General features: G+C 77.0%; 21 protein-coding genes. 7 read left to right on the forward strand and 14 right to left on the reverse strand.

Going from position 1 to position 23,499, the window contains the following annotated elements; translation table 11 throughout:
- Nucleotides 1-49 precede the first annotated feature (49 nt).
- On the reverse strand, nt 50-910 hold the full coding sequence (locus tag FGG90_RS01980; protein WP_094130933.1) for a class I SAM-dependent methyltransferase: 861 nt from the start codon (nt 908-910) through the stop codon (nt 50-52).
- Nucleotides 911-957: 47 nt separating this feature from the next.
- Here FGG90_RS01980 and FGG90_RS01985 point away from each other — a divergent pair, with 47 nt between their 5' ends.
- Nucleotides 958-1,554: a helix-turn-helix domain-containing protein gene (locus FGG90_RS01985; protein WP_094130931.1), complete on the forward strand. Its 597-nt coding sequence runs from the start codon at nt 958-960 to the stop codon at nt 1,552-1,554.
- Here FGG90_RS01985 and FGG90_RS01990 read toward each other — a convergent pair.
- From FGG90_RS01990 to nirB, 4 genes are all read right to left on the reverse strand, one after another.
- Nucleotides 1,551-3,053: a PASTA domain-containing protein gene (locus tag FGG90_RS01990; RefSeq protein ID WP_094130929.1), complete on the reverse strand. Its 1,503-nt coding sequence runs from the start codon at nt 3,051-3,053 to the stop codon at nt 1,551-1,553. The genes FGG90_RS01985 and FGG90_RS01990 overlap by 4 nt on opposite strands.
- 168 nt (nt 3,054-3,221) lie before the next feature.
- On the reverse strand, nt 3,222-4,394 hold the full coding sequence (locus FGG90_RS01995; RefSeq protein WP_094130926.1) for a uroporphyrinogen-III synthase: 1,173 nt from the start codon (nt 4,392-4,394) through the stop codon (nt 3,222-3,224).
- Between the two features lie 10 nt (nt 4,395-4,404).
- Entirely contained in the window at nt 4,405-5,454 is a 1,050-nt protein-coding gene (cobA, locus tag FGG90_RS02000) for a uroporphyrinogen-III C-methyltransferase (protein ID WP_237583491.1), read from the reverse strand.
- A 3-nt stretch (nt 5,455-5,457) separates the two neighbouring features.
- Nucleotides 5,458-8,109, reverse strand: coding sequence for a nitrite reductase large subunit NirB (gene nirB, locus FGG90_RS02005; RefSeq protein ID WP_094130924.1), 2,652 nt, complete (start codon nt 8,107-8,109; stop codon nt 5,458-5,460).
- A gap of 250 nt (nt 8,110-8,359) precedes the next feature.
- Between nirB and nirD the strand changes: the two genes are divergently transcribed.
- The 4 genes from nirD (at nt 8,360) to FGG90_RS02030 (ending at nt 14,967) form a co-directional block, all read left to right on the forward strand.
- On the forward strand, nt 8,360-9,436 hold the full coding sequence (gene nirD / locus FGG90_RS02015) for a nitrite reductase small subunit NirD (RefSeq protein ID WP_094130922.1): 1,077 nt from the start codon (nt 8,360-8,362) through the stop codon (nt 9,434-9,436).
- Between the two features lie 125 nt (nt 9,437-9,561).
- Entirely contained in the window at nt 9,562-11,028 is a 1,467-nt protein-coding gene (locus tag FGG90_RS02020) for an MFS transporter (protein ID WP_094130920.1), read from the forward strand.
- A gap of 92 nt (nt 11,029-11,120) precedes the next feature.
- Nucleotides 11,121-13,217: a molybdopterin oxidoreductase family protein gene (locus FGG90_RS02025; RefSeq protein WP_237583556.1), complete on the forward strand. Its 2,097-nt coding sequence runs from the start codon at nt 11,121-11,123 to the stop codon at nt 13,215-13,217.
- The gene (locus tag FGG90_RS02030) at nt 13,210-14,967 is read left to right on the forward strand and encodes an FAD-dependent oxidoreductase (RefSeq protein WP_094130916.1); all 1,758 of its coding nucleotides are present in this window, start codon (nt 13,210-13,212) and stop codon (nt 14,965-14,967) included. The genes FGG90_RS02025 and FGG90_RS02030 overlap by 8 nt, the downstream gene beginning before the upstream one ends.
- Here FGG90_RS02030 and FGG90_RS02035 read toward each other — a convergent pair.
- The 8 genes from FGG90_RS02035 to FGG90_RS02070 all read right to left on the reverse strand — a co-directional run bounded on the left by FGG90_RS02035 (nt 14,964) and on the right by FGG90_RS02070 (nt 20,689).
- Entirely contained in the window at nt 14,964-16,286 is a 1,323-nt protein-coding gene (locus tag FGG90_RS02035) for a molybdopterin molybdotransferase MoeA (protein ID WP_210433073.1), read from the reverse strand. The genes FGG90_RS02030 and FGG90_RS02035 overlap by 4 nt on opposite strands.
- The gene (locus tag FGG90_RS02040; protein ID WP_210433072.1) at nt 16,283-16,702 is read right to left on the reverse strand and encodes a DUF6457 domain-containing protein; all 420 of its coding nucleotides are present in this window, start codon (nt 16,700-16,702) and stop codon (nt 16,283-16,285) included. Before FGG90_RS02040 ends, FGG90_RS02035 begins: the two co-directional genes overlap by 4 nt.
- Nucleotides 16,692-17,411 (reverse strand): molybdenum cofactor guanylyltransferase, encoded by a 720-nt coding sequence (gene mobA, locus FGG90_RS02045; protein ID WP_165771412.1) that lies wholly within the window; start codon nt 17,409-17,411, stop codon nt 16,692-16,694. Before mobA ends, FGG90_RS02040 begins: the two co-directional genes overlap by 11 nt.
- Nucleotides 17,412-17,588: 177 nt before the next feature.
- Nucleotides 17,589-17,789: a hypothetical protein gene (locus tag FGG90_RS02050; protein WP_133065167.1), complete on the reverse strand. Its 201-nt coding sequence runs from the start codon at nt 17,787-17,789 to the stop codon at nt 17,589-17,591.
- Nucleotides 17,790-17,917: 128 nt separating this feature from the next.
- Nucleotides 17,918-18,541, reverse strand: coding sequence for an alpha/beta hydrolase (locus tag FGG90_RS02055; RefSeq protein ID WP_094130912.1), 624 nt, complete (start codon nt 18,539-18,541; stop codon nt 17,918-17,920).
- Nucleotides 18,538-19,533 (reverse strand): ring-cleaving dioxygenase, encoded by a 996-nt coding sequence (locus tag FGG90_RS02060; RefSeq protein WP_094130910.1) that lies wholly within the window; start codon nt 19,531-19,533, stop codon nt 18,538-18,540. Before FGG90_RS02060 ends, FGG90_RS02055 begins: the two co-directional genes overlap by 4 nt.
- An 86-nt stretch (nt 19,534-19,619) precedes the next feature.
- Nucleotides 19,620-20,180 carry a hypothetical protein gene (locus tag FGG90_RS02065; protein WP_094130908.1) on the reverse strand — a complete coding sequence of 187 codons (561 nt, stop codon included), beginning with the start codon at nt 20,178-20,180 and terminating at the stop codon, nt 19,620-19,622.
- Nucleotides 20,181-20,248: 68 nt separating this feature from the next.
- Nucleotides 20,249-20,689, reverse strand: a complete 441-nt coding sequence (locus FGG90_RS02070; RefSeq protein ID WP_094130906.1) for an iron chaperone — start codon at nt 20,687-20,689, stop codon at nt 20,249-20,251.
- A gap of 104 nt (nt 20,690-20,793) precedes the next feature.
- On the opposite strand from FGG90_RS02070, the gene FGG90_RS02075 reads away from it, so the two are divergent.
- Together FGG90_RS02075 and FGG90_RS02080 are read left to right on the forward strand one after the other, a co-directional pair.
- On the forward strand, nt 20,794-21,063 hold the full coding sequence (locus tag FGG90_RS02075) for a hypothetical protein (protein WP_094130904.1): 270 nt from the start codon (nt 20,794-20,796) through the stop codon (nt 21,061-21,063).
- Nucleotides 21,064-21,130: 67 nt separating this feature from the next.
- Nucleotides 21,131-22,261, forward strand: a complete 1,131-nt coding sequence (locus tag FGG90_RS02080; protein ID WP_094130902.1) for an SDR family oxidoreductase — start codon at nt 21,131-21,133, stop codon at nt 22,259-22,261.
- On the opposite strand, the gene FGG90_RS02085 is transcribed toward FGG90_RS02080, so the two are convergent.
- Nucleotides 22,248-23,492, reverse strand: coding sequence for a DUF418 domain-containing protein (locus FGG90_RS02085; protein WP_094130900.1), 1,245 nt, complete (start codon nt 23,490-23,492; stop codon nt 22,248-22,250). The two genes, FGG90_RS02080 and FGG90_RS02085, sit on opposite strands and share 14 nt — an antisense overlap.
- Nucleotides 23,493-23,499: the final 7 nt, after the last annotated feature.

Consider the following 23,499-nt stretch of genomic DNA (forward strand, 5'->3'; position numbering starts at 1 on the left):
GGGTCCGGGGGGGCGTCGCGCCCCACCCGGGCGGATCCGGGGACGCGGGTCAGCGGGGCCGGCGCCCGACGTAGGCGGTGCGGGTGCCGCGGAGGCGGAGGCCGGGGATGCGCGCGAGGGCGTGCGGCCCGTCCGCGTCGAGGAGGGCGTCGAGCGCCGCGACGTCCGCCGGCGCGAGGCGGTCGGCGGAGCGGGCGCGGACGCGGGCCAGCCACGCGCGGGCGTAGGGGAGCGTGGCGGCGGCGGCGATCGGATCCGCGGGGTCGGGGGCGAGGGGGAAGGTGCGGGTCGCGACGTCGACGAGGCCCACGTCGCGGAGCCACGGGGCCCAGTCCGGGTGCGACGGACCGCCCGTGCCGCCGTGCGTGACGGCGTCGTCGAGGCGGTCGGCGAGGCCCGGGCCCGCGAGGTCGGGCCCGAGGTCGAGGTCGTCCGGCAGGAAGCGCGGCGGCCCGTCCATCTCCACGACGGCGACGAGGCCGCCCGGCGCGAGGCCGTCGTGGATCCGGCGGAGGAGGCCAGCCGGGTCCCGCACCTCATGCAGCACGAGCGAGGCCCACACGACGTCGGCGGGCGGGAGCGCGGGCCAGGCGTCGTCGAGGTCGGCGCGCACGGGGCGGATCCGGTCGGCGAGGCCGTCGACGACCGCGCGCTCGGCGACCCGGTCGAGCATGGCCTCGCTCGCGTCGACGGCGACCACCTCGGCCCGGTCGAAGCGCCGGGCCAGCGCGACGGATCCCGTGCCCGTCCCGGCGCCGATGTCGACGACGACGCGGCCGGCGGTGTCGCGGGCGAGGCCGCGGATCCACGTGGTCACCTCGAGGAGGTGGCGGTGCAGGATCCGCGCGTCGAGGTCGAGGAGGGCGGCGAGCGACGGGTCGGCCGGGGCGTGCGCGTGGTGGTGGGGCATGGATCCATGCTCGCGCGTCGCTGCTCCATGCGCATACGATCTTGCCCATGACGCAAGAGACCGACGTCGACGCCCTCGTCCGCCAGCGCATCCGGGGGCTCCGCGAGGCGCGCGGCTGGTCCCTCGACGTGCTCGCGGCGCGCTGCTTCCTCAGCCCGTCGACCCTCAGCCGGATCGAGACCGGCCATCGCCGCATCGCCCTCGACCAGCTGGTGCCGCTCGCCAAGGCCCTCGACACGACGCTCGACGAGCTCATCGAGTCCGGGGACGACGCCGACGTCGTGATCCGGCCGCAGAAGGACGTCGAGGCCGGGCGCACCACGTGGGTGCTGTCGCGCGGCGGGGGGAGCGCGTCGGGCGTCTTCGTCGCGAAGATGCGCCTCACCCCGCGGCGCCCGTTCCCCGTCGAGGAGCTCGGCGTGCACCCCGGCCGCGACTGGTTCACGGTGCTCTCGGGCACGGCGCGGCTGCAGCTGGGGGAGCGGACGATCCTCGTGGAGGCCGGCGACGCGGCCGAGTTCTCGACGATGGTGCCGCACGCCATCAGCGCGCACCGCGGGGTCGCGGAGGTGCTCACGATCCTCGACCGCGACGGGCAGCGGGCGCACCTCGCGACGACCGGGGCCGCGGCGGAGGCGGACTAGCCCTCGGGAGCCGGGTCTGCCGGGTCCTCGGTCGGGCCGGGGTCGGACGTCGGTACGGGATCGGGCTCGACCGGTGCGGTGGTGGGCTGCTCGGTCGGGACGGGGTCGGGATCCGTCGGGGCGGGCGGGGCGGTCGGCTCGGGGACGGGATCCGTCGTGGGCACCGGCTCGGTCGTGGGCTGCGGGTCCGTCGTCGGCGCGGGATCGCTGCCGGAGCCGCCGTCCGAGCCGCCGCCCGTCGAGCCGCCGCCGCCGCCGCCCGAGCCGCCGGTGCCGGTGCCGCCGCCGTTGCCACCCGAGCCGCCGCCGGGCTGCGCGCCCGGGCGGCTGGGGGTGCGCGTCGGCACGTTCGGGGCCTTCGGCACGGTGGGGAGGGCGATCCGCTCGGGAGCGGCCACGGCGAGCGTGAGGGTGACGACCGTGCCGGGCGCGACGCGCGTGCCGGCAGCCGGATCCTGGCTCGAGACGATGCCGGTGTCCTGGCGGACGAATCCGGCGCCGCCGGAGCCGGCGAACGCGATGCCGAAGCCGGAGGCGGCGAGCGTGTCGCCCGCGTCGGCGCCCGTCATGCGGGTCACGTCGACCATCTCGACGAGCCCGTCGGCGGAGACCGGGAGCGGGTTCGCGGGATCCGTGGCGTCGGGCACGGGGCGCGCGTCCGAGATCTCGATGGCGTCGGGGTCGGCGACGACGTCCGGATCCGCGGCGGGCAGCGTCGCTGCCACGGCGCCGCCCGCGATGAGCGCGAGCGCCAGACCGGCCGCGATGCCGCCGGTGGCGCGGGAGCGGATGCCGGGGATCCACGCGGCGCCGCGGCGCACGAGCGGCACGAGGCCGGCCGCGAGGGCCACGAGGCCGAGGGCGATGAGCAGCCCGGGCAGCCCCGCGACGAACGCGGCCGCGACGACGAGCACGGCGGCGATCGCGAGCGCGGCCCACGACCACGTGCCGCGGGCGGTGCGGGCGGGCGCGGTCCGCTGCAGGGCGGCGGCCGAGGCGGCGCTCGTCGCGGGCCGCGGCGGCGCGGGCCGCGGCGACGAGGGGCGCGGAGGTGCGGGGCGCGGGGAGGCGGGGACGTCCGGCGTCGGGGGGACGGCGGACCCGGGCGGCGGGATGCGCAGCGATCCCGTCGGCGGCGTGACCGGCGACCCGGTGGGCGGCGCGAGCGGGTAGCCGGCCGGCGGGGCCACGGGCGATCCGGTCGGCGGCGCGAGCGGCGCGTCCGCGGGGGACGCAGCGGCGGTGCCCCCGGATGCGGCGGCGGTCGCGGCGGACGCCGATCCGGCCGCGTAGTCCGCCGGCAGCGGCGACTCCGTGATGAGGCGCGGCTCCGGCGTCGACGACGCGCGGCCGGGGAACACCCGGCGGCCGGACACCAGCTCGGTCCAGCGGGATCCGTCCCAGTAGCGCTGGTCGCCCGCGCCGTCCCCGTACCAGCCGGGCTCGTCGGACGCCGGCGTCACCGACGTCGGGGAGGCGGGCGGCGGGGTGGACGACATGGTGCTCCTCAGGTGGAGAAAAGACTCCTGAGGTCAGGCTAGGCGGCAGTGCGCCGGCTCGGAAGCCCGGGCGCGTCGCGTGGCGTCGCGCGCGCACCCCCAGTCAGGGGCGCGCATCACCGGGCATCGCGGCGCGTCAGGATGCGGGCGGATCGCCCGCCGGTCGCGTCAGGCCGTCGTCAGCCGGTATCCGCGCTTGATCACCGTCTGGACGATGCCGCCGTCCGGGAGCGAGCGCCGCAGCCGCGAGATGGCGACGTCGACGGCGTGGTCGTCGAGCTCCTCGGGGGCCGCGCGGGCGAGCACGCGGCGCGGGACCGTCGCCCCCTCGGCCGCGACGAGCGCACGGAACAGCGCGAGCGGCACGGGGCTCAGCGGCACGCGCTCGTCGTCGATCACGACGAGCTTCCCGCGCAGCTCGACCGTGCCGTGCCGGGTCTCGACGCGCCCCACGCCGGATTCCTCCAGGTGCGCGCAGACGAGGCGGATGAGCGCGCCCATGCGGAAGCGGTCCGGCGTGATGGGCAGGATCCCGGCCTCCACGAGCGGTGCCGCGGTGACCGGTCCGACCGCGGCGGCGACCACCATGGTGCGCAGCGCCTCCTGCAGGTCCTCGAGCCGGCCGGCCGCGTCGGCCGTCGTGAACAGCGCCTCCACGGCGGGCGCGCTCGTGAAGGTGACGGCGTCGATCCCGCCCGTGCAGACCGCCTCGACGAGCCGCAGGACGCGCGCGGAGTCCTCGTGCACCGTCCAGCGGTAGGGCGCGACCGTGAGCACGCGCGCGCCGGCGGCCTCGAGGCGCGTAAGCTGCACCGGATCCGTGAAGCCGTGCAGCTGCACCGCGATCGTCGTGCCGGCGACGTCGCCGCGCAGCACCAGGTCGACGAGGGAGGTGGTGGTCTCCCGCTCGCTCATCCCGTGGTCGTCGAGGGAGGCCGCCCGGATGGCGCCGCGCGCCTTGGGGCCGCGCACGAGGATCCGGGCGTCGCCCAGCACCCCGGTGAGCTCGTCGCCGACGCCCGCCGCGTCGGCTGCCTCGAACCATCGGCGGATGCCGTAGGACGTGGTCGCGAGCAGGACGTCGGGGCGGGCGCGGATCACGGCGCGCGTCTCCGCCTCGAGCGCGGAGTCGTCGGCGACGCCGGTCATGCGGATCGTGGGTGCGTGCAGCACATCGGCCCCGCGGCGCTCGAACGCCGCGATGAGGTCCTCGGAGCGCCGGTCGGAGGTGATGCCGATGCGGAAGCCCTCGAGCTGGTCGGGCCGGAAGCCGGGGCCGTCGGCGCCGGCCGCGTCCGTGCCGGCGGCGGGGGTCTCGTCGGATCCGGTCACGGCGATCATCCCTCCACGGTCACGGCGTCGCCCGTGCCCGGCGGTCATCCTCCCACGGGGCGTGGCCGGCGCTCGCCGCCTCCTCCGCCCAGCCGGGCACGCGCACGACCTCGCCGACGACGATCACGGCGGGGGAGCGCGGCGCGACCGTGCCGAGCAGCCCGGCGACGCCCTGGACCGTGGTGACCGTGGTGCGCTGGTCGATGGCGTAGCCGCGCTCGACGATCGCGAGCGGCATGTCGGGACGCATCCCGTGCCGCTGGAGCCCGGCGACGAGGTGCGGGAGCGTGTTGACGCCCATGAGCACCACGAGGGTGCCGCCGATCCCGACGAGGTGACCCAGCTCCTCCTCGCCGAAGGGCACGTGGCCCGACACGACGGTGAACGCGCGGCTGACCTCGCGGTGGGTCACCGGGATGCCCGCCGCGGCGGGCACGGCCACCGCGCTCGTCACCCCCGGCACCACCGTCACCGGAACGCCCGCGGCCCGGCACGCGATGACCTCCTCGCCGCCGCGCCCGAAGACGAACGGGTCGCCGCCCTTCATCCGCACCACTCGGAGGCCCTGGCGCGCGTGCTCGACGAGCAGCTCCTCGATCCGACGCTGCGGCACCGCGTGGTGGCCCGGCGTCTTGCCGACGTCGACGAGCAGGGCGCCGGGCGCGAACGCGGCCACGTCGTCGGTGGGGCCGAGGCGGTCGTGGAGCACGACGTCGGCCTCGGCCAGCGCGGCGCGGGCCGCGACCGTCATGAGGCCGGGATCGCCGGGGCCGCCGCCCACGAGCGTCACGTGCCCGCGCGGCGTCGGCGCCCGCCCCGTCTGATCCTGGAACCACACGCGCGCGACCCGGCACGCCTCCGCGACCGCTGCCCGGCGCACGGGGTCGCCCTCCACCCAGACCAGGAGGTCGGGCAGGTCGGGTGACTCCAGGCGCGGGCCCGCGGCGTGGTCCGGCACGAGCTGCACGTCAGCGCCGTCCGCGGCGAGGCCCGCGGTGATCCGCCGGGTGGCGTCGGCGCCGCCGACCACGAGGACGCGACGGCCCCGGACGTCGAGGGGGATCGTCACGGCTCACCCCTCCCGCACGGGGATCGAGGGGCCGGACAGCAGCACGGACCCGTCGCGCTCCTCCGGGAAGGCGGGCCGGCGCTGGCCGCGCTCCTCGACCCGGGCGAGCGACGGATCCGGCGTGGTCGGAGCGTTGACGAAGGAGCGGAAGCGGCGGAGGCGGTCGGGATCCGCGAGGGTCGCCGCCCACTCGTCCTCGTAGCCGTCGATCTGGCGCGCCATGGCCTCCTCCAGCTCCGCCGCGATCCCGAGCGCGTCCTCGACCACCACGCGGTGCACGTGCTCGAGGCCGCCCTCCAGCTCCTCCTGCCAGCGCGCCGTGCGCTGGAGCCGCTCGGCCGTGCGCACGTAGTACATGAGGTAGCGGTCGATGTACCGGATGAGGGTGTCGTCGTCGAGGTCCTTGGCGAGCAGCTGCCCGTGCGCGGGCGTGAAGCCGCCGTTGCCGCCGACGTAGAGGTTCCAGCCGGTCTCCGTCGCGATCACGCCGATGTCCTTGGCGCGCGCCTCCGCGCACTCGCGCGCGCAACCTGAGACGCCCATCTTGAACTTGTGCGGCGAGCGCACGCCGCGGTACCGGAGCTCCAGGTGCACGGCCATGGCGACCGCGTCCTGCACGCCGTAGCGGCACCAGGTGGATCCCACGCACGACTTCACGTTCCGCAGCGACTTCCCGTACGCCTGGCCGGACTCGAAGCCGGCGTCGACGAGGATCCGCCAGATGTCCGGCAGCTGCTCCAGCCGCGCGCCGAACATGTCGATGCGCTGGCCGCCCGTGATCTTCGTGTAGAGGTCGTACCGCTCGGCCACCTCCGCGATGACCTTGAGCTTCGCGGGCGTGATCTCGCCGCCCGGGATGCGCGGGACGACGGAGTAGGTGCCGTCCCTCTGCATGTTCGCGAGCGCCCGGTCGTTGGTGTCCTGCAGCGGGCCCTGGCCGGCATCGAGGATGTAGCCCTTGGTCTGGGTGGCGAGCACGGACGCGACCACCGGCTTGCAGACGTCGCAGCCGAGGCCGGAGCCCAGGCGCTCGAAGACCTGCGCGGCGGAGGTGAGGCCGAGGATCCGCACGGTCTCGAACAGCTCGCTGCGGCTGACGGCGAAGTGCTCGCACAGGGCGCGCGACACCTCGACGCCCGCTGCCTCGAGCTCGGTGTCGAGGATCTTCTTCACGAGCGGCACGCACGACCCGCACTGGGTGCCGGCGCGGCTGCACGCCTTGAGCGCGGCGAGCTCGGTGCAGCCGGGGGCGCCGTCGGCTCCGCGCACCGCGTCGCGGACGTCGCCCGCGCTCACGTCGTTGCAGGAGCAGACCTGCACGTCGTCGGGCAGGTCGGTGGCGCCGGGCGCCTCGCCGCCGGCGGCCGAGAGGTACGCGCCGGGCTCGGCGCCGAGCTCCCGGCCGAGCAGCGGGCGGAGCGCGCTGTAGGGCGCCGCGTCGCCGACGAAGACGCCGCCGAGGAGCGTCTTGGCGTCGTCGCTCATCACGATCTTCTGGTAGAGGCCGCGGGCCGGATCCGCGTACACGACCTCGAGCGCGCCCGGCGTGCGCCCGAGCGCGTCGCCGAAGGACGCGACCTCGACGCCGGAGAGCTTGAGCTTGGTGGCGTCATCGATGCCGGGGAACTCGGCCTCTCCGCCCGTGATCCGGTCGGCGACGGTCTCGGCCATGGCGTTCGCGGGCGCGACGAGGCCGACGCACACGCCGTCGACCGCCGCCACCTCGCCGATCGCCCACACGTGCGGCGCCGAGGTGCGGCACGCCTGGTCGATCGCGACCCCGCCGCGCGGGCCGATCGCGATCCCCGCATCCCGCGCGAGCTCGTCCCGCGGGGTGATCCCGATGGAGAAGACGACGACGTCGGCCGGGATGGAGCGCCCGTCGGGGAGAGCGACGCCGGTCACGCGGCCCGTCGGCGTCGTGATGATCCCCGTGGGCCGCATCCCCAGGTGGAGGTCGATGCCCTGGTCGTGGATGATGCGGCCGAGCGCCTGCCCGGCGCCCTCGTCGAGCTGCGACGACATGAGCCACCGTCCCGAGTGGACGACCGCCGAGCGGGCGCCGAGCGCGTGGACGCCGCCCGCGGCCTCGAGGCCGAGCAGCCCGCCGCCCACGGTGACGACGTTCGCGGGCCGACCGACGCGCGCGCGGACGTCCGCGACCTCGGCCACGAGGTCGGCGACGTCGGCGAGCGTGCGGTAGACGCGGCCCGCGTGCGCGTCCGCGATGGGCGGCACGGTGGCGCGGGATCCGGTCGCCAGCACGAGCTCGTCGTAGCCGAGGACCTCGCCGTCGTCGAGCGCGACCGTGCGGGCGTCCGGGTCGATGCGCGTCGCGAGCCGTCCGGGCCGGCAGTCGAGCGCGACGTGCCGCCAGAACGCGGCGTCGCCGAGCGTGAGGTCGACCTCGCCGGCGAGGCGCTTCGAGAGCTGCACGCGGTCGTAGGGGAGGTGCGGCTCGTCGCCGACGACGGTGACGCGGAGGCCGGGCGCCGCGGGGTCCATGCGCGCGACGAGCGACTCGGTGAGGCGGTGCGCCGCCGGTCCGCCGCCGATCACGACCACGTGGCGGAGGCCGTCCGGCCCCGCGGTCGGGGCGCTCGCGGACGATGCGGCGGCGTGCGGCTCGGGCGGCGTGGTCGCGGATGCGCTCATGACGGACCTCCTCGGGGTGTGCTCCCACGCTAGGCAGGTCCCGTTTCCGGGTCGTTGCCTCCATGTCACGTCGTGTGACGCGCGTCTCACGGCGACGCCGCGCGGCCGAGAGGTCTTCGTTACGCCGCCGTCACGGCCGCGGTCGGCGGCCGAAACACGGGCTCCCTAGCGTGGCCGTCACGAGGCCGATCCCGCGACGGGGATCGACCGCATCCGCCGCCCCACCGGGCGCCGCCCGCGAGGAGGACGCATGACGATGACGGACGCACCGACCGACGGCACCGCCCTCGGGACGGACGGCCCCTGGACACCGGTCTGCCGCCTCGACCAGCTCGAGCCGCTGTGGGGCGAGGCCGCCCTCGTCGACGGCGACCAGGTCGCGGTCGTCCGGCTCCCGGACGGCAGGGTGCGGGCGGTCGCCCACGCCGATCCCGCCACGGGCGCCTTCGTCATGGCGCGCGGCATCGTCGGATCCCGCGGCGACCGCACCACCCTCGCCTCACCCCTGCACAAGGCCGTCTTCGACCTCGACACGGGGGAGTGCCTCACCGACCCCGCGCTCCGGCTGCCCGTGTGGCGGAGCCGGGTGCGCGACGGCGTCGTCGAGGTCGCCCGGAGCGCGGCGCTCGTCGCGGCGTCGCACGGCACGTCGGATCCGGCCGGCCGTCGGGCGGTCGCCGGCCTCGTGCAGGCCGTGCGGGAGCGGCGCCCGGATCTCCGCGTCGAGGACGCCCACGTGGACGTGCAGCAGCCCGACGTCCCGGCCGCCATGGAGGGGCTCGCCGACGCGGATCGCGCCGTCGTGGTCGTGCCCCTCCTCCTCAGCGCCGGCTACCACGTGCACGTCGACCTCGCGGAGGCCGCCGCGGAGGCGGCGCCGCGGGAGGTGCGCGTCGCCGGGGCGCTGGGGCCGGATCCGCGGCTCGCCACGGTGCTCGCCCGGCGCCTCCGCGCGGCCGGCCTCGCGGACGGCGACCGCGTGGTGCTCGCCGCCGCGGGATCCAGCGACGCCGGGGCCGTCGCCGACTGCCACGCGGTCGGCGCGATGCTCGCCGCGGAGCTCGGCCGCGACGTGGCCGTGTCGTTCATCTCCGCCGCCCGGCCGCGCGTGCCCGCGGCGGTGACGGCCGAGCGGGAGGCGCACCCCGGATCCCGCGTCGTCGTCGCCACCTACCTGCTCGCGCCCGGCTACTTCGCGATGCTCGCCGCGCGCGCGGGCGGCGACGCCACGAGCGCGCCGCTCCTCGTCGACGGGGAGGCGCCGCCCGAGGAGCTCGTCGACATCGTCGTCGAGCTGCACGCGGAGGCCGCCGCCGCGCTGCGCTGACGGGCGGCCGCTCCCAGCGGGACCGCCGCCCTCCCCATCCCGTCCCGCCGCGATCCGCGCGGGGGCACCCCGTCGCGCCCGCGCGACCCGACCCGTCATGCACCGCCCACGACCAGGAGAACGCCATGACCGAACTGCTCCCCACCCGCGCCGACCCCGGGACGCCCGCCGCGCCGACCGCCGCACGGGCACCGCGCACGGTCGACGCGCACGGCGCCTCCGCCCCCGGCCTCACCTTCCGCGACGGCGCCGTGATCGACGGCTGGGACCCGGAGGACCCGGCGCAGTGGGCGGGCGGCGGCTCGCGCATCGCCGCGCGGAACCTGCGCTGGTCGATCCTCGCCGAGTTCCTCGGCTTCGTCGTCTGGCAGCTGTGGTCGATCGTCGTGGTGCAGCTCCCGGCCGCCGGCTTCGACCTCTCCACCGGCGAGGTCTTCTGGCTCATCTCGATGCCGAGCCTCGTGGGCGCGACCCTCCGCTTCCCCTACACGTTCATGGTGCCGCGCTTCGGAGGCCGCAACTGGACGGTCATCTCGGCGCTGCTGCTGCTCATCCCGACGATCGCCCTCGCCGTGTGCGTGGGAGACCCCGAGACGCCGTTCGGCGTGCTGCTGCTCGTCGCGGCGCTCGCGGGCTTCGGCGGCGGCAACTTCGCGAGCTCCATGTCGAACATCACCTTCTTCTACCCGCAGAGCCGCAAGGGCTGGGCGCTCGGCCTGAACGCCGCGGGCGGCAACCTCGGGGCGTCGGTGGCGCAGCTCGTCGTGCCGCTCGTGATCACGGTGGGCGCCGCGGCGACGCTCGACCTGCCGCTCGCCGGCTGGATCTGGGTGCCGCTCATCCTCGTCGCCGCGTTCGGCGCGTGGCGCCGCATGGACAACCTGTCCCATGCCAAGGCCGACGGGCGCGCGTCGCTCGCCGCGCTCACGGAGCCGCACCTGTGGATCCTCGCCTTCCTCTACATCGGCACGTTCGGCTCCTTCATCGGCTTCGCGGGCGTGTTCCCGAAGCTCATCTCCGACGAGTTCCCCGAGATGTCGACGTTCGCGGTGGGCTCGGCGACGCTGTCGCTGGCGTTCCTCGGCTCGCTCATGGGATCGCTCGCCCGGCCGCTCGGCGGACGCCTGGCCGACCGCCACGGCGGCGCGCTCATGACCATGTGCGCGTTCGTCGTCATGGCGCTCGCCGTGGTCGCGGTCATCGCGACCCTCCCGCTCGGCAGCTTCCCGCTCTTCCTGGCGCTCTTCCTCGTGCTGTTCACGGCGAGCGGCGTCGGCAACGGCGCGACCTACCGCATGATCCCCGCGGTCTTCGCGCTCCGTTCCGGCACGGCGCGTGCGGGCAGCTCCTCCGGCGACGTCGGCACGCAGCGGAAGACGGCGGCGGCGCTCGGCCTCGTCTCCGGGCTCGGTGCGTACGGCGGCTTCCTCATCCCGCAGGCGCTCAGCCTCTCGAAGACGGAGACGGGCGGGTACTCGACCGGCCTCGGCGGGTTCGTCGTCGCCTACGTCGTGATGCTCGCGGTGACCGGTCTCGTCTACCTGCGGGCCGGCGGGATCCGCCGCGGGACCGCCGCGGGCGCGCGCATCTGATGCGGGCGGCCGGCGAGGAGGACGCGGGTGCTGCTGCCGACGCCGATGCGGGCGTCCGCGGGCACTGCCCGTACTGCGCGCTGCAGTGCGCGATGACGATGACGATGACGCCGACGGAGGCGCCGACGCCGACGCCGACCGGTCCGGCGGGGCCGCCGCTCGCGGTGACCGGCCGCGACTTCCCCACCAACCGCGGCGGGCTCTGCCGGAAGGGCTGGACGAGCGCGGAGGTGCTCACGGCCGCGGGCCGGCTCGTGCATCCGCTCGTCCGGGACGCGTCCGGCGAGCTCGTCCCCGCGACCTGGGACCAGGCGCTCGACCTCGTCGCCGACCGCCTCCGCGACAGCCGCGCCCGCTTCGGCGCCGACTCGGTGGGCGTCTTCGGCGGCGGCGGCCTCACCAACGAGAAGGCGTACCAGCTCGGGAAGTTCGCGCGCGTCGCGCTCGGCACCTCCCGCATCGACTACAACGGCCGGTTCTGCATGTCGTCGGCCGCGGCCGCCGGGAACCGCGCGTTCGGCGTCGACCGCGGGCTGCCGTTCCCGGTGTCCGACCTCGACGGCGCGTCCACGATCCTCCTGCTCGGCTCCAACGTGGCAGCGACCATGCCGCCCTTCATCGGCCACCTCGGCGGGGCGCGCGCCGCGGGCGGGCTCGTCGTGGTGGATCCGCGGCGCTCGGCCACCGCGCAGCTCGCGGACGACGGGGGCGGGATCCACCTGCAGCCCGCGCCTGGCACCGACCTCGTGCTGCTGCTCGGGCTCCTCCACGTGGTGCTGGCCGAGGGGCTCGCGGATGAGGCGTACCTCGCCGCCCGCACCACCGGGATCGACGCCGTCCGGCGGAGCGCCAACGCCTGGTGGCCCGAGCGCGTGCAGCAGGTGACGGGCGTGCCCGTCGCCGAGCTGCGCCGGGTGGCGCGGCGGCTCGCGGACGGGCGCGGCACGTACATCCTCACGGGGCGCGGCGTCGAGCAGCACGTCGACGGCACCGACACGGCGACCGTCGCGATCGACCTGGCGCTGGTCCTCGGGCTGCCCGGCCGTCCGGGATCCGGCTACGGCACGCTCACCGGCCAGGGCAACGGCCAGGGCGGCCGCGAGCACGGGCAGAAGTGCGACCAGCTGCCCGGCTACCGGCGCATCGCCGACCCGGCCGCCCGCGCGCACGTCGCGGCGGTGTGGGGCATCGATCCGGCCGCCATCCCCGGCCCGGGCGTGCCCGCGGTCGAGCTCCTCGGCGAGCTGGGGGAGCCCGGCGGGATCCGCTGCCTCCTCGTGCACGGGTCGAACGTCGTCGTCTCCGCGCCCGACGTGGTTGCCGTCCGCCGCGGCCTCGCCCGGCTCGACCTCCTCGTGGTGTGCGACCTCGTGCTCTCCGAGACCGCGGCGCTCGCCGACGTCGTGCTTCCCGTCACGCAGTGGGCCGAGGAGGAGGGCACGACGACCTCGCTCGAGGGCCGCGTGATCCGCCGCCGCCGGGCCGTCGCCCCGCCGCCCGGGGTGCGCACGGAGCTGGAGGTGCTGGCCGAGCTGGCCCGGCGGCTCGACGCGCCCTCGACCTGGCCGACCGACCCCGCCGTCGTGTTCGACGAGCTCGCGCGCGCCTCCGCGGGCGGCGTCGCCGACTACTCCGGGCTCAGCCACGCGCTCCTCGACGACGACGCCGTGGAGGGCTTCTGGCCGTACCCGGCCGGATCCGCGGGCACGCCCCGCCTCTTCGTCGACCGTTTCGCGCACCCGGACGGGCGCGCGCGGCTCGTCGCGGTGACCCCGCGGGACGTCACGGCCCGGGATCCGGCGCCCGTCGGCGGCGCGCTCACGCTCGTCACCGGGCGGCTGCTCGAGCACTACCAGTCGGGCGCGCAGACCCGGCGCGTGCCGGAGCTGCAGGCGGCGCAGCCCGTGGCGCGGCTGCAGATCCACCCCTCGGCCGCCGCGCGGCTCGGCATCGAGCACGGGGCGCCGGTCGCGGTCGCGAACGCGCGCGGCGAGGTGCGGGCCGTCGCGGAGGTGACCGCGGGGATCCGGCACGACACGGTGTTCCTCCCGTTCCACTTCGCTGGCCCGGAGTGCGCGAACACGCTGACCGAGGCCGCGGTGGATCCCGTCTCCGCCATGCCCGAGTTCAAGCGCACGCCCGTGACCGTGCGCGCCCTCGTCGACGACGGGGGCGCCGCGCATGGGTGAGCGGTCGCGGGACCGGCCCGCGCGCGTGGTGGTCGTCGGCAACGGGCCCGTCGCGGCGCGCCTCGTCGAGGGTCTGCTGCCGGCCGTCCGCGCGGGCGCGCTGCGGGTGGCCGTGGTGGGCGCCGAGCATGACGACGCCTACAACCGCGTGCTGCTGGCGGAACACGCCGTCGGCCGCGCCGACCGTGGGCGGCTCGAGGTGAGCGACGCCGCGGGGGCGCGGGAGGCCGGGGTGCGGATCCTCCGGGGCTGCGCCGTCGTCGCGATCGACCGCGCGCGGCAGACCGTCGCGCTCGACGACGGCGGCGAGCTCGCATACGACCGGCTCGTGCTCGCCACGGGAGCCCGCGCCCACGTCCCGCCGATGGACGGCCTCGAGGACGCGCGCCGCGACCGCCGGGACCGGCCGCGCGACGCGGACGGCCTCGACCGGGGACGGCACCCCCTGCCCGCGGGCGTCGTCGCGCTGCGCGACCTGCGGGACGCCCGGCAGGTGCACGCCGCCGTGCGCTCCCGCCGCAGGATCGTCGTGCTCGGCGCGGGCGTCCTCGGGATGGAGCTCGCGCTCGCGGCCGCCGAGGAGGGGGCCGACGTCGTCGCCGTGCACCACGGGGAGATCCCCATGGCCCGCAACCTCGACCGGGGCGGCGGCCGGACGCTCGCGCTCGTGGCCGATGCGTGGGGGGTGGCGCTCGCCGCCCATGCCCGGGCGGAGGGCGTCCTGCTGCACGATCGCGGCACCGCCGACGCGCGGTTCCAGGCGCTCCTCCTCGCGGACGGCGGACGCGTCGACGGCGACCTGCTCGTGCTCTCCTGCGGCGTGACCGCGCGCGACGAGCTCGCCCAGGCGGCGGGTCTCGCGGTCGGCCGCGGCGTGCTCGTCGACGAGGACCTCCGCAGCTGGACCGACCCCGACGTCTTCGCCGTCGGCGACTGCGCGCACGTGGCCCCGCCTGCGTCGGCGCGCGCCGACGGATCCGTGCCGGGCGGCCCGTCCGGCCTCATCGGACCGGGCTGGCGGCAGGCGGATGCGCTCGCGGGCCTCCTCGCCGCGGAGGCGGAGGCCGAGCGGGGCCTGGTGCCCGGGTCCGCGGGCGGCGCGTCGCTCTCGGCGGCGCGCGCCGGCGGCGCCGCCGACGGACGCCCCCTCGTCGTGATGCTGAAGGCCGAGGGCGTCGACGTCGTCGCGGGCGGCGACGTGACCGCCGAGCCGTGGGACGATCCGCCGCGTCGCCGCCGTCCGGGGCGCGCGCACGCGGGCGCGTGCGGAACCGGGTCGCTCGTCGCCGGCTCCGGGATGGACCCCGGTGCGCCGGACGCCGTCGGCCCCTCCCCGCGCGAGGTCGCGGTGTGGAGCGACCCCGCGCGCGGCGCCTACGTCAAGACCGTGACCCGCGACGGGATCCTCGAGGGGTTCGTCTCCGTCGGCATGCCGCGCGCGGGCGCGGAGCTGACGCTCCTCTACGAGCGCGGCGGCGAGCTGCCGGCCGACCGCTCCGTGCTGCTGCGCCTCGACGCGGACGACGCGGGCGCGCCCGCGACGTCCGATCCGCTCGCCCCCGACGTCACGGTCTGCTGGTGCAACGGGGTCACCGTCGGCGCGATCACGGCGGCGGCCGGCGACGGCGCGGCGACGGTGGCCGAGGTGGGCGCGTGCACGCGCGCCGGGACCGGCTGCGGGACCTGCCGCGGGCGGATCCAGGAGGTGCTGCAGGCCGCAGGCGCGGCCGCGGGGGCGGCGGTCGGCTAGAGCACGAGCGCCCGCACCGTCTCGCCGGACCGGATCCCGGTCGGCGGCACCACCGCGAGGGCGTCGGCGGACGCGAGGCCGCGGAGCATGCCGGGCCCCTGGCCGCCGAGGGGCGCGAGCCGCCCGTGGGCGTCGAGGGCGCACGCGACGAGCCGGGTCGCGAATCCGCCGCCGGGCAGGTCGTCGCCCGCGACGAGGAGCGGCAGGGGCGGCACCGGCGCACCGTCGCGCCCTGCCGCGAGCGGGGGGAGCAGGGACACGAGGCACGCGACCGCAGCCATCGGGTTGCCCGGCAGGCACAGCACGACGCGGCCGTCGGGCAGCTCCGCCAGCATCACCGGATGGCCGGGGCGCATCCGCACGCCGTCGACCACGAGGCGGGCGTGCAGGCCGTCGAGCGCCGCGCGCAGGTGGTCCGCGGGTCCGCGGGCGCTGGATCCGGTGGTGATCACGAGGGGCGCGGTCGTCGCGGCGAGGGCCAGGCGGGTGGCGCGGAGGTCGTCGCCGACGCGCACCGCGGATCCGACGGCGACGCCGTGCGCCGCGAGGAGGCCGGGCAGCGCGGGGCCGATGGCGTCCCGGACGCGGCCCGGTGCCGGGACGCCGTGCGCCTGGATCTCGTCGCCGAGGTGCAGGAGGTCGGCCGCGTCGGCGTCCCGCACGTCGACGCGGTCGTATCCAGCGGCGGCGGCGTGCCCGAGGCGGACGGCGGTGAGGCGGGTGCCGGCCGCGACGAGCACGCTCCCGCGGGTCGCCTCCTCGCCCGCCGGCCGGATGTCGGCGCCGGGCCGGACGGCGGACGCGGGGGCGAGCGCGCCGCGACGGAGGACGCCGTCGACCACCTCGCCGTGCTCGCTCCGGAGGATCCCTGCGCTCGCGGGCGGGACGGGCCCGCCGGTCGCGATCGGCCGGGCGTCGTCGGGTCCGAGCGGGGTGCGGGCGGGGGCGTCGCCCGTGCGCACGGGCGCGCCCACCCGCCAGGGGCCGGCGTCCGCGGATCCGACGGCCCAGCCGTCCATCGCGGAGACGGCCACCTGCGGCAGGTCGATCCGCGCGTGCAGGTCGTGCGCGAGGACCCGGCCGAGCGCGGCGTCGAGCGGCACGGACGCCGTGGCGCGGGCGAGCCGCGCGCGCATCCGCTCGCCGAGGCGCCGGGCCGATGCGCGCGCGTCGTCCCAGGAGGCGTCCCGCGCCGAGGGCGCGGGACCGGTGATCCCGGTGGCGGCGTCCTCGGTGCCGGCGGACTCGACGGGGTCCCCGTCGACCTCCGGGGGACGTGCCGCGACGCGCCCGCGGGTGCCGTCGCCGACGCGGGTCACGCGGGCCCGCCGAGGTCGGAGTCCGCGGGCGGGCGTCGTCCGTCGGCGCGGAGCAGGTCCGCTCCGCCCCGGGACCGGCCGTCCGCGTCGAGCGGTCCGACGGGATCGCGCAGGTGCGCGATCTCCGCCGTGATGTCGGCGGCGAGCCGACGCGCGTCGTCGGCCCCGCCGCCCGCACGGCCCACCGCGAGGCCGAGGAGGTAGGTCGTGAGCGGGGCCGCCGGGCGGGCGACCCCGTGGGCCGCGTCGCGCGCCAGGTCGAGGACGAGGGACACGTCGACCTCGTGCGCGGGGAGCTCGAGCAGCGCCGCCACGCGGTCGACCCAGCGGTCGAGGAGCGCCGGATCCTGAGGCCGGCTCGCGGGGGAGGCGGGTGCGCCCGCGGCCGAGGGGAGTGCGGTGTCGTCAGCGGCCATGGGCGGGGATCCTGTCGTCGAGGAGGCGGAGCCCGTGACGCCGGGCGTCGGCGGGGCTGTCGACGTCGGCGCAGAGCCGGGCGTCGAGGTCGGCGTGCGCGACGGTTGCCGGGCCGAGGGCCTGGAGGACCGCGCGCAGGGACGCGCCCGGCAGGCCACCCGCGCGGTCGACCGCGTCGAGCGCGTCGATGAGCGGCGCCGCGCGGTACAGGGCGAGGAGCGGCTGGGCGCGGCCGTCGGGATCGCGGGCGACGACGGCGTCGTGCCGCGCGGCCGCGGCGCCGTGGCGGAGCGGGAGGAGGGCACGCACCGCGTCCGGCGCGTGGGCGAGGTCGGCGGCGAGCACGAGGATCCAGGCCGGACCCGTCCCGCCGGGCTCCGTCGCGGCACCGAGGTCGAGGGCCCGCACGCCCGCCCCGAGCGCCGCCGCGGGACCGCCGTGCGCGGGTCGCTCGTCCACGAGCACGGCCGGTGCGAGGACGTCGCGGTGCGCGGAGGGCACCCCGCCCGGGCGGGTTCCCGCGCCCACGACGACGGTGCTCGCGCAGCCGGACGCCGCCAGCAGGGCGCCCCCGAGGAGCGTGACGCCGTCGCGCGCGAGGGCCGTCTTGTCGATTCCGCCGAGGCGGCGGGCCCGGCCGCCCGCGAGGATCACGGCGGCGACGTCCGGACCGGCGGCGGCACGCGCGTCGGCCGCTCCTGCTCCCACGGATCCTCCCGCCCTGCGCCCGGTGGCCCCGGCATCTCTCGTCGTGCGGCCGACGATACGGGCCGGCCGTTTCCGGCGCGTTGCGGCCGGGCGACCCGGCGCGTTACGCCGACCTCTCCATGGCACGCGCTGGCGGTGAGGCCGGTGGCGGGCGCGGCCGGAGCGGGGGAGCCGGGCTCAGGCGGCGCGCACGAGGCCGCCGCGAGCCGAGGCGGCGAGGAAGGGGGCCAGGTCGAGCTCGAGGATCCGCGTGCCCGCGTGGCGGAACGGACCGGCGGCCTCGGTGAACGCGACGCAGACGGGGTCGCCCGCGCGCGGCGAGCGGGGATCGGGTGCCGCGACGGACGCGGACGGGGCGGCGAGGGGAGCGACGGACACGGGCACGGGATCCTCCAGATCCACCGCCCGGGCGGGCGATGACCCCAGGTTGGCGGGAGACCCGCGCCCGCGCCTCCTCCGCGGGGACCGCGCGCCTCCTCCCCGGGTCGGGGATCGCGCGGGCCGCGTCAACCGGCGGATGCGCGCCCCCGCGCCGCCTCGAGGTCGCGCGCGTCGAGCCCGTGGCCGCCGGGTCGCACGTGCGACACGACGTCCGATCCGCGCGCCGCGGCCTCCCGCACGGTCCGCTCGACGTCGACGAGCGGGGCCATCGCGTCGGCATCGCCGTTGAGCAGCGTGATCCGGGTGCCGGCGAGGTCCGCGGCCGGCGCGCGGTCGCCCAACGGCCAGCGCGCGGAGAACGCGATCGTGGTCGGCAGCGCGGCCGGGTGCAGCAGCGTCGTCGCGAGCGCCATGTTCGCGCCGTTCGAGAAGCCGACCGCGAGGATCGGCCGGTCGCCCAGGTCGTGCGCGACGCGCGCCGCGGCGACGAGCTCCACGAGCTCGGCCGCGCGGGCGACCACGTCGTCCACGTCGAAGACGCCCTCGGCGTGCCGGCGGAACCAGCGGGCGGCGGATCCCTCGCGCACGCTCCCGCGCGGCGCGAGCACGGGCTGCCCGGGCGCCACGAGCCGCGCGAGCTCGACGCCCTGCCGCTCGTCGGCGCCCGTGCCGTGGAGGCCCAGGATCACCGGGCCGTCGACCGCGCCGGCCTGGAAGAGGTGCGGGGTGCGGTCGAGGATCGCGCTCACGCGACGGATCCGGCGTCGGTGGACGCGGGCGCAGCCGGGGCCGCCTCCTCGTCGGGCAGGCGCAGCGGCGGCACCGCGGCCTCGATGTCGGTGCGGCTCGGCTCCAGCCACGGCGGCAGGCGGAGGCTGCGGCCGAGCTCGAGCAGCGGCTCGTCGATGTCGAAGCCGGGGGTGTCCGTCGCGATCTCGAACAGCACGCCGCCGGGCTCGCGGAAGTAGATGGAGGTGAAGTACTGCCGGTCGAGGATCTGCGTCACCTGGTGCCCGCGGTCCACCAGCTCGTCGCGCCACGCCTGCTGGCGGGCGCGGTCGGGCACGCGGAACGCCACGTGGTGCACGGTGCCGCCGGCGGTCAGGCCCTGCTGCGCGGACGGCTCGGCCACGACGTCGACGATCGCGCCCGGGCCGCCCGCGCCCGCCGCGAAGCGGAACCGGCCGTCGCGCTCGTCCACGAGCCGGAGCCCGAGGTCGTCGGTGAGGACGGATGCGGTGCCGGCCGGATCCCGCACGGTGAGCACCGAGGAGTGCTGGCCGCGGATCGCGTGCTCGGCGGGGACGTCGGCCGAGTCCCACGGGTCGCGCGGGTCGACGACGGAGGACGCGACGAGGTCGATCTGCAGCCCGTCGGGGTCCCGGAGGGAGAGGCGCTCTTCGGCGGATCCGGTGTTCGTCACGGACGCGGCGACGCCGAGCCCGCGCAGGTGCTCGGTCCACCACCCGAGGCTGCCGGCCGGCACGGAGAACGCGGTCGTCGTGGACTGGCCCGCGCCGACGCGGCCCGCGGGCACGCCCTGCCACGGGAAGAACGTGAGGAGGGATCCGGGCCGGCCCTCGGTGTCGCCGTAGTAGAGGTGGTAGCTGCCGGGGCTGTCGAAGTTCACGGTGCGCTTCACGAGCCGGAGGCCCATGGCGCGCACGTAGAAGTCGACGTTCCGCTGCGGGTCGCCTCCGATGGCGGTCACGTGGTGCAGTCCCTGGGTGCTGGCGGTCATGAGGCGCTCCTTCCGCGCGGCCCGGTCGGGCCATGTCCATGCAAACGCATGAGATGGCGGATCATTCCCGTTCGGCGGACGCGGCGTCAGCCCTCGTGCTCGCGCGCCAGCTCGCTACGGATCGTCGCCTCGTAGGCCGTGCGGTCGAACGCGAACTCCAGCACGCGGTCCGCGCCCATCGAGGCCCACGGCTCCACCACGCGCTGCGTCTCCGTCTCCGACTTCTGCTCCTCGGCGCGCCGGCGGCCGAGGCCGAGGAGACGCCGCGTCCGTCTGGGGGGCCGAGGCGTGCTGGAGGTCCACATCCCGTCGGGCCACTCGAATCGGAGACCCCGCCACAGGACCCGGTCGTCGTCGAGGACGAGGTCGGCGGCGTGGAAGCCGCAATAGGGGTCGCCGCAGCTGCTGCAGGAGAGGATCGCGATGCGCCCCTCCGGCAGGTCGTCGACGAGGGATGGTCCCTCGCCCAGCAGCGAGCGGAGGTACGCCGCTCGGTCGAAGACCGGGGCGCATTGCGCGCCCGGCGTGGTGACGACCGCGATGACCGCGTCGGCATCCACGCCGTCGAGCGTCATCGTCCGCGGGTGCGCGGGCTCGCGGCCCTCGTCGATCGAGTCGATGAAGTCGAGGCGGCTGAGGGTGGTCATGCGCTCATGGTGCCATCGGGGCGGCGCGCCCCGTCCGGCCCCGCCACGCAGCTCGTGCGCGCCGCGCCTCAGCCCCCGACGGCCCGCCGCACCAGCTCCGCCACGCGCTCCTCGTTCGCGGGATCCACCGCGGTCAGCGCGTACGACGTCGGCCACATGGTGCCCTCGTCGAGGCGCGCCGGATCCTGGAAGCCGAGCGTCGAGTACCGGGTGCCGAACTTCGAGCCCGGCTGGAAGAAGACGACGGGCTTGCCGTCGGCGTCGGCGTAGGCCGGGAAGCCGTACCAGGTCTTGGGGGAGAGGCCCGGCGCGTGCGCGAGCACCAGCCCGTGCAGCCACTCGGCGATCGCGCGCTCCTCGGGCGGCATCGCGGCGAACGCGTCGAGCACGCTCTGGAGCGCGGCGGCCTGCTTGTCGGCGGCCTTCTGCGCCTTCGCCTCCTCGCGCAGCTCCTTCGCGCGCTGCTTCATCGCCGCGCGCTCGTCCGCCGAGAATCCGCTGTCGGTCATGTCCGCTCCCTGCCTGGTGGTGTGACTGGAGCGTGGCAGGCGGCGGGCGAGCCGACAAGCGCCCGGCGGATCCGCACCCCGGTCGGACGGCGTACCGTCGTCCCATGAGCACCCACGAGCAGGACCAGCCCATCATGGACGGCGCCGGCGAGGCCACCGCGGACGAGAAGCGCGCCGGGCTCGCCGAGCAGGTCGCCTACGACCACCGCGACAGCGGATCCGACGCGATGGCCGCCGACCTCGAGCGCCGCATCGAGGACGCCGGGCTCGGCGACGGCCCGGCCGACCCCGCCGCCACGCAGGCGACCTCCACGGGCCGCGACGGCATCGATGGCGAGGCCGACGCCGAGGTCGACGGGCCCCACCCCGCCTGATCCGACCGACACGCCCGCGAGGAGCCGCCCGGAATGGCCGGGCGGCTCCTCGTCGTTGGGGCAGGGGATGACCGAGAACCGAGAGACCCCCGCCCGCACGTCCGCCGCTCCCGCATCGCCCCGATCCGACGGCACCGGCCGCACGGCCCTCGTCGTCGGCGCCACCGGCATCAGCGGATCCGCCCTGGTCGACCAGCTCACCGCCGAGGGCTGGGACGTCCTCGCCCTCAGCCGCCGCGCCGGCGCCGACCGCCCGGGCGTCCGCTGGATCAGCGCCGACCTCCGCTCCGCCGACGACCTCCGCCGCGTCCTCGCGCCCGAGCAGCCGACCCACGTGTTCTTCACGGCGTGGTCGCGCCAGGCCACCGAGCAGGAGAACATCGACGTCAACGGCGGCATGGTGCGCGACCTCCTCGCCGCCCTCGACGGCGCGCCCGTCGAGCACACGGCGCTCGTCACCGGCCTCAAGCACTACCTCGGCCCGTTCGAGGCGTACGGCCAGGGCACGATGCCCGACACCCCCTTCCACGAGGAGGAGGAGCGCCTCGACGCCCCGAACTTCTACTACGCGCAGGAGGACGAGCTCTTCGCCGCCGCCTCGCGCCAGGGCTTCGCGTGGTCGGTGCACCGCTCGCACACCGTCATCGGCCACGCGGTCGGCAACCAGATGAACATGGGCCTGACCCTCGCGGTCTACGGATCCCTCTGCCGCGACCTCGGCCTGCCCTTCGTCTTCCCGGGCAGCGAGACGCAGTGGAACGGCCTCACCGACGTGACCGACGCGACCGTGCTCGCCGACCAGATGATCTGGGCCGCCACCCACGAGGCCGGCCGCGACGAGGCGTTCAACGTCGTCAACGGCGACGTCTTCCGCTGGCGCTGGATGTGGCCGCGCCTCGCCGCGTACTTCGGCGTCGAGCCCGTCGGCTTCGAGGACGCGCCGCGGCCGCTGGAGCAGCAGATGGCGGGCTACGAGGACGAGTGGGCGCGCATCGCCCGCGAGGCGGGTCTCGCGGAGTCCGACCTGGGCCGCATCGCCTCCTGGTGGCACACCGACGCCGACCTCGGCCGCGACATCGAGGTCGTCACCGACATCAGCAAGAGCCGGCTCGCCGGGTTCCAGACCCACCACCGCACGCTCGACAGCTTCCTCGGGCTGTTCGAGCGGTATCGCGCGGAGGGGCTCATCCCGCGCTGATCGGCGTGCCCGGTCCGGTCGGGGTCGGCCGGGCCGGCGCCCGCCCGTAGGCGAGGCGTCGGATCGCCCGCTCGGCCGGACCGGCGAGCCCGCGCCGCTCCATCGCGACGGCCACCGCGACCGTGACGAGCCACACCCCGATCGCCACGAGGGCGATCCGCGCCGTCCCCGCGCCCACCCCGAGGCCGAGCGACCACGGTTCGAGCAGGATGGCGAAGAGCGCCGACTGCAGCAGGTAGCAGGTCATCGACCGGCGGCCCACGGCGACGAGCGCGCGGAGGACCGGCCCGGGTGCCGGATCCCCACGGCGGGCCCGCCCCGCGACCGCCCAGCCGACGACGCCCAGCAGCCCGAGGGCGCCGGCGACGCCGGTGGCGCCGTGCAGCACGCCGAGCAGGTACAGGGCCACGGGGTCCGCGTCGAACGCGCCGACCGTCGCGAGCACGAGCGGCAGCGCGCCGAGCACGCTGACGGGCATGCCGACGAGCGCGAGCCGACGGAGGAGGGGCAGGTGCGCCACCGGATCCTCGAGCACCCGACGGCGGCCGAGGAGGATCCCGATCGCGGCGAGCGGCACGAGCGCGCCGACCGAGACGGGCGTCGAGACGAGGATCGCCGCCAGCGCGATCGCGCGGCCCGCGAGGTCGCCGAGGAACGTGCCGCCGCCGCCGAGCAGCGAGCCGGCCCCCGCGTCGACCGCGAGCCCGTCCGCCCCGGCGACGATGAGGAAGACGATCGCCGGCGCCCACACGAGCACGCGGAAGACGCGGTCGCTGGCCCGGTACAGGGCCGCGAGCGCGAGCCCGAGGATCCCGTAGCTCAACAGGATGTCGCCCTCGAACAGCAGCACCACGTGCAGGGCACCGAAGACCATGAGCCACGCGCTCCGGCGGAGGAGCAGCCGACGGGCGCGGGGTCCGTCGACGCCCGCGGCCGCCTGGCGCCGCAGGATCACCGCGAAGCCGTACGCGAACAGCATCGTGAACAGCGGGAACGCGCGGTTGTCGACGAGCGTGCCCACGAGCGCATCGGCGACGTGGTCGAGCGCGGAGCCGTCCGTCGGGCGGGCGAGAGGGCCCATCGGCCGGTCGGCGATGAAGTAGACGGAGTTGGCGAGAGCGATGCCGAGCAGCGCGATCCCGCGGAGCAGGTCGGGCGCGAGGCTGCGCTCCGCCACGGGCGTCGGGCCGGCATGGGCGACGGGCGCGGGGGATCCGGGGAGCGAGGTCACGGGTCCA

The organism is Clavibacter michiganensis subsp. tessellarius, from assembly GCF_021922985.1.
In the GTDB taxonomy this organism is placed as follows: Bacteria; Actinomycetota; Actinomycetes; order Actinomycetales; family Microbacteriaceae; genus Clavibacter; species Clavibacter tessellarius.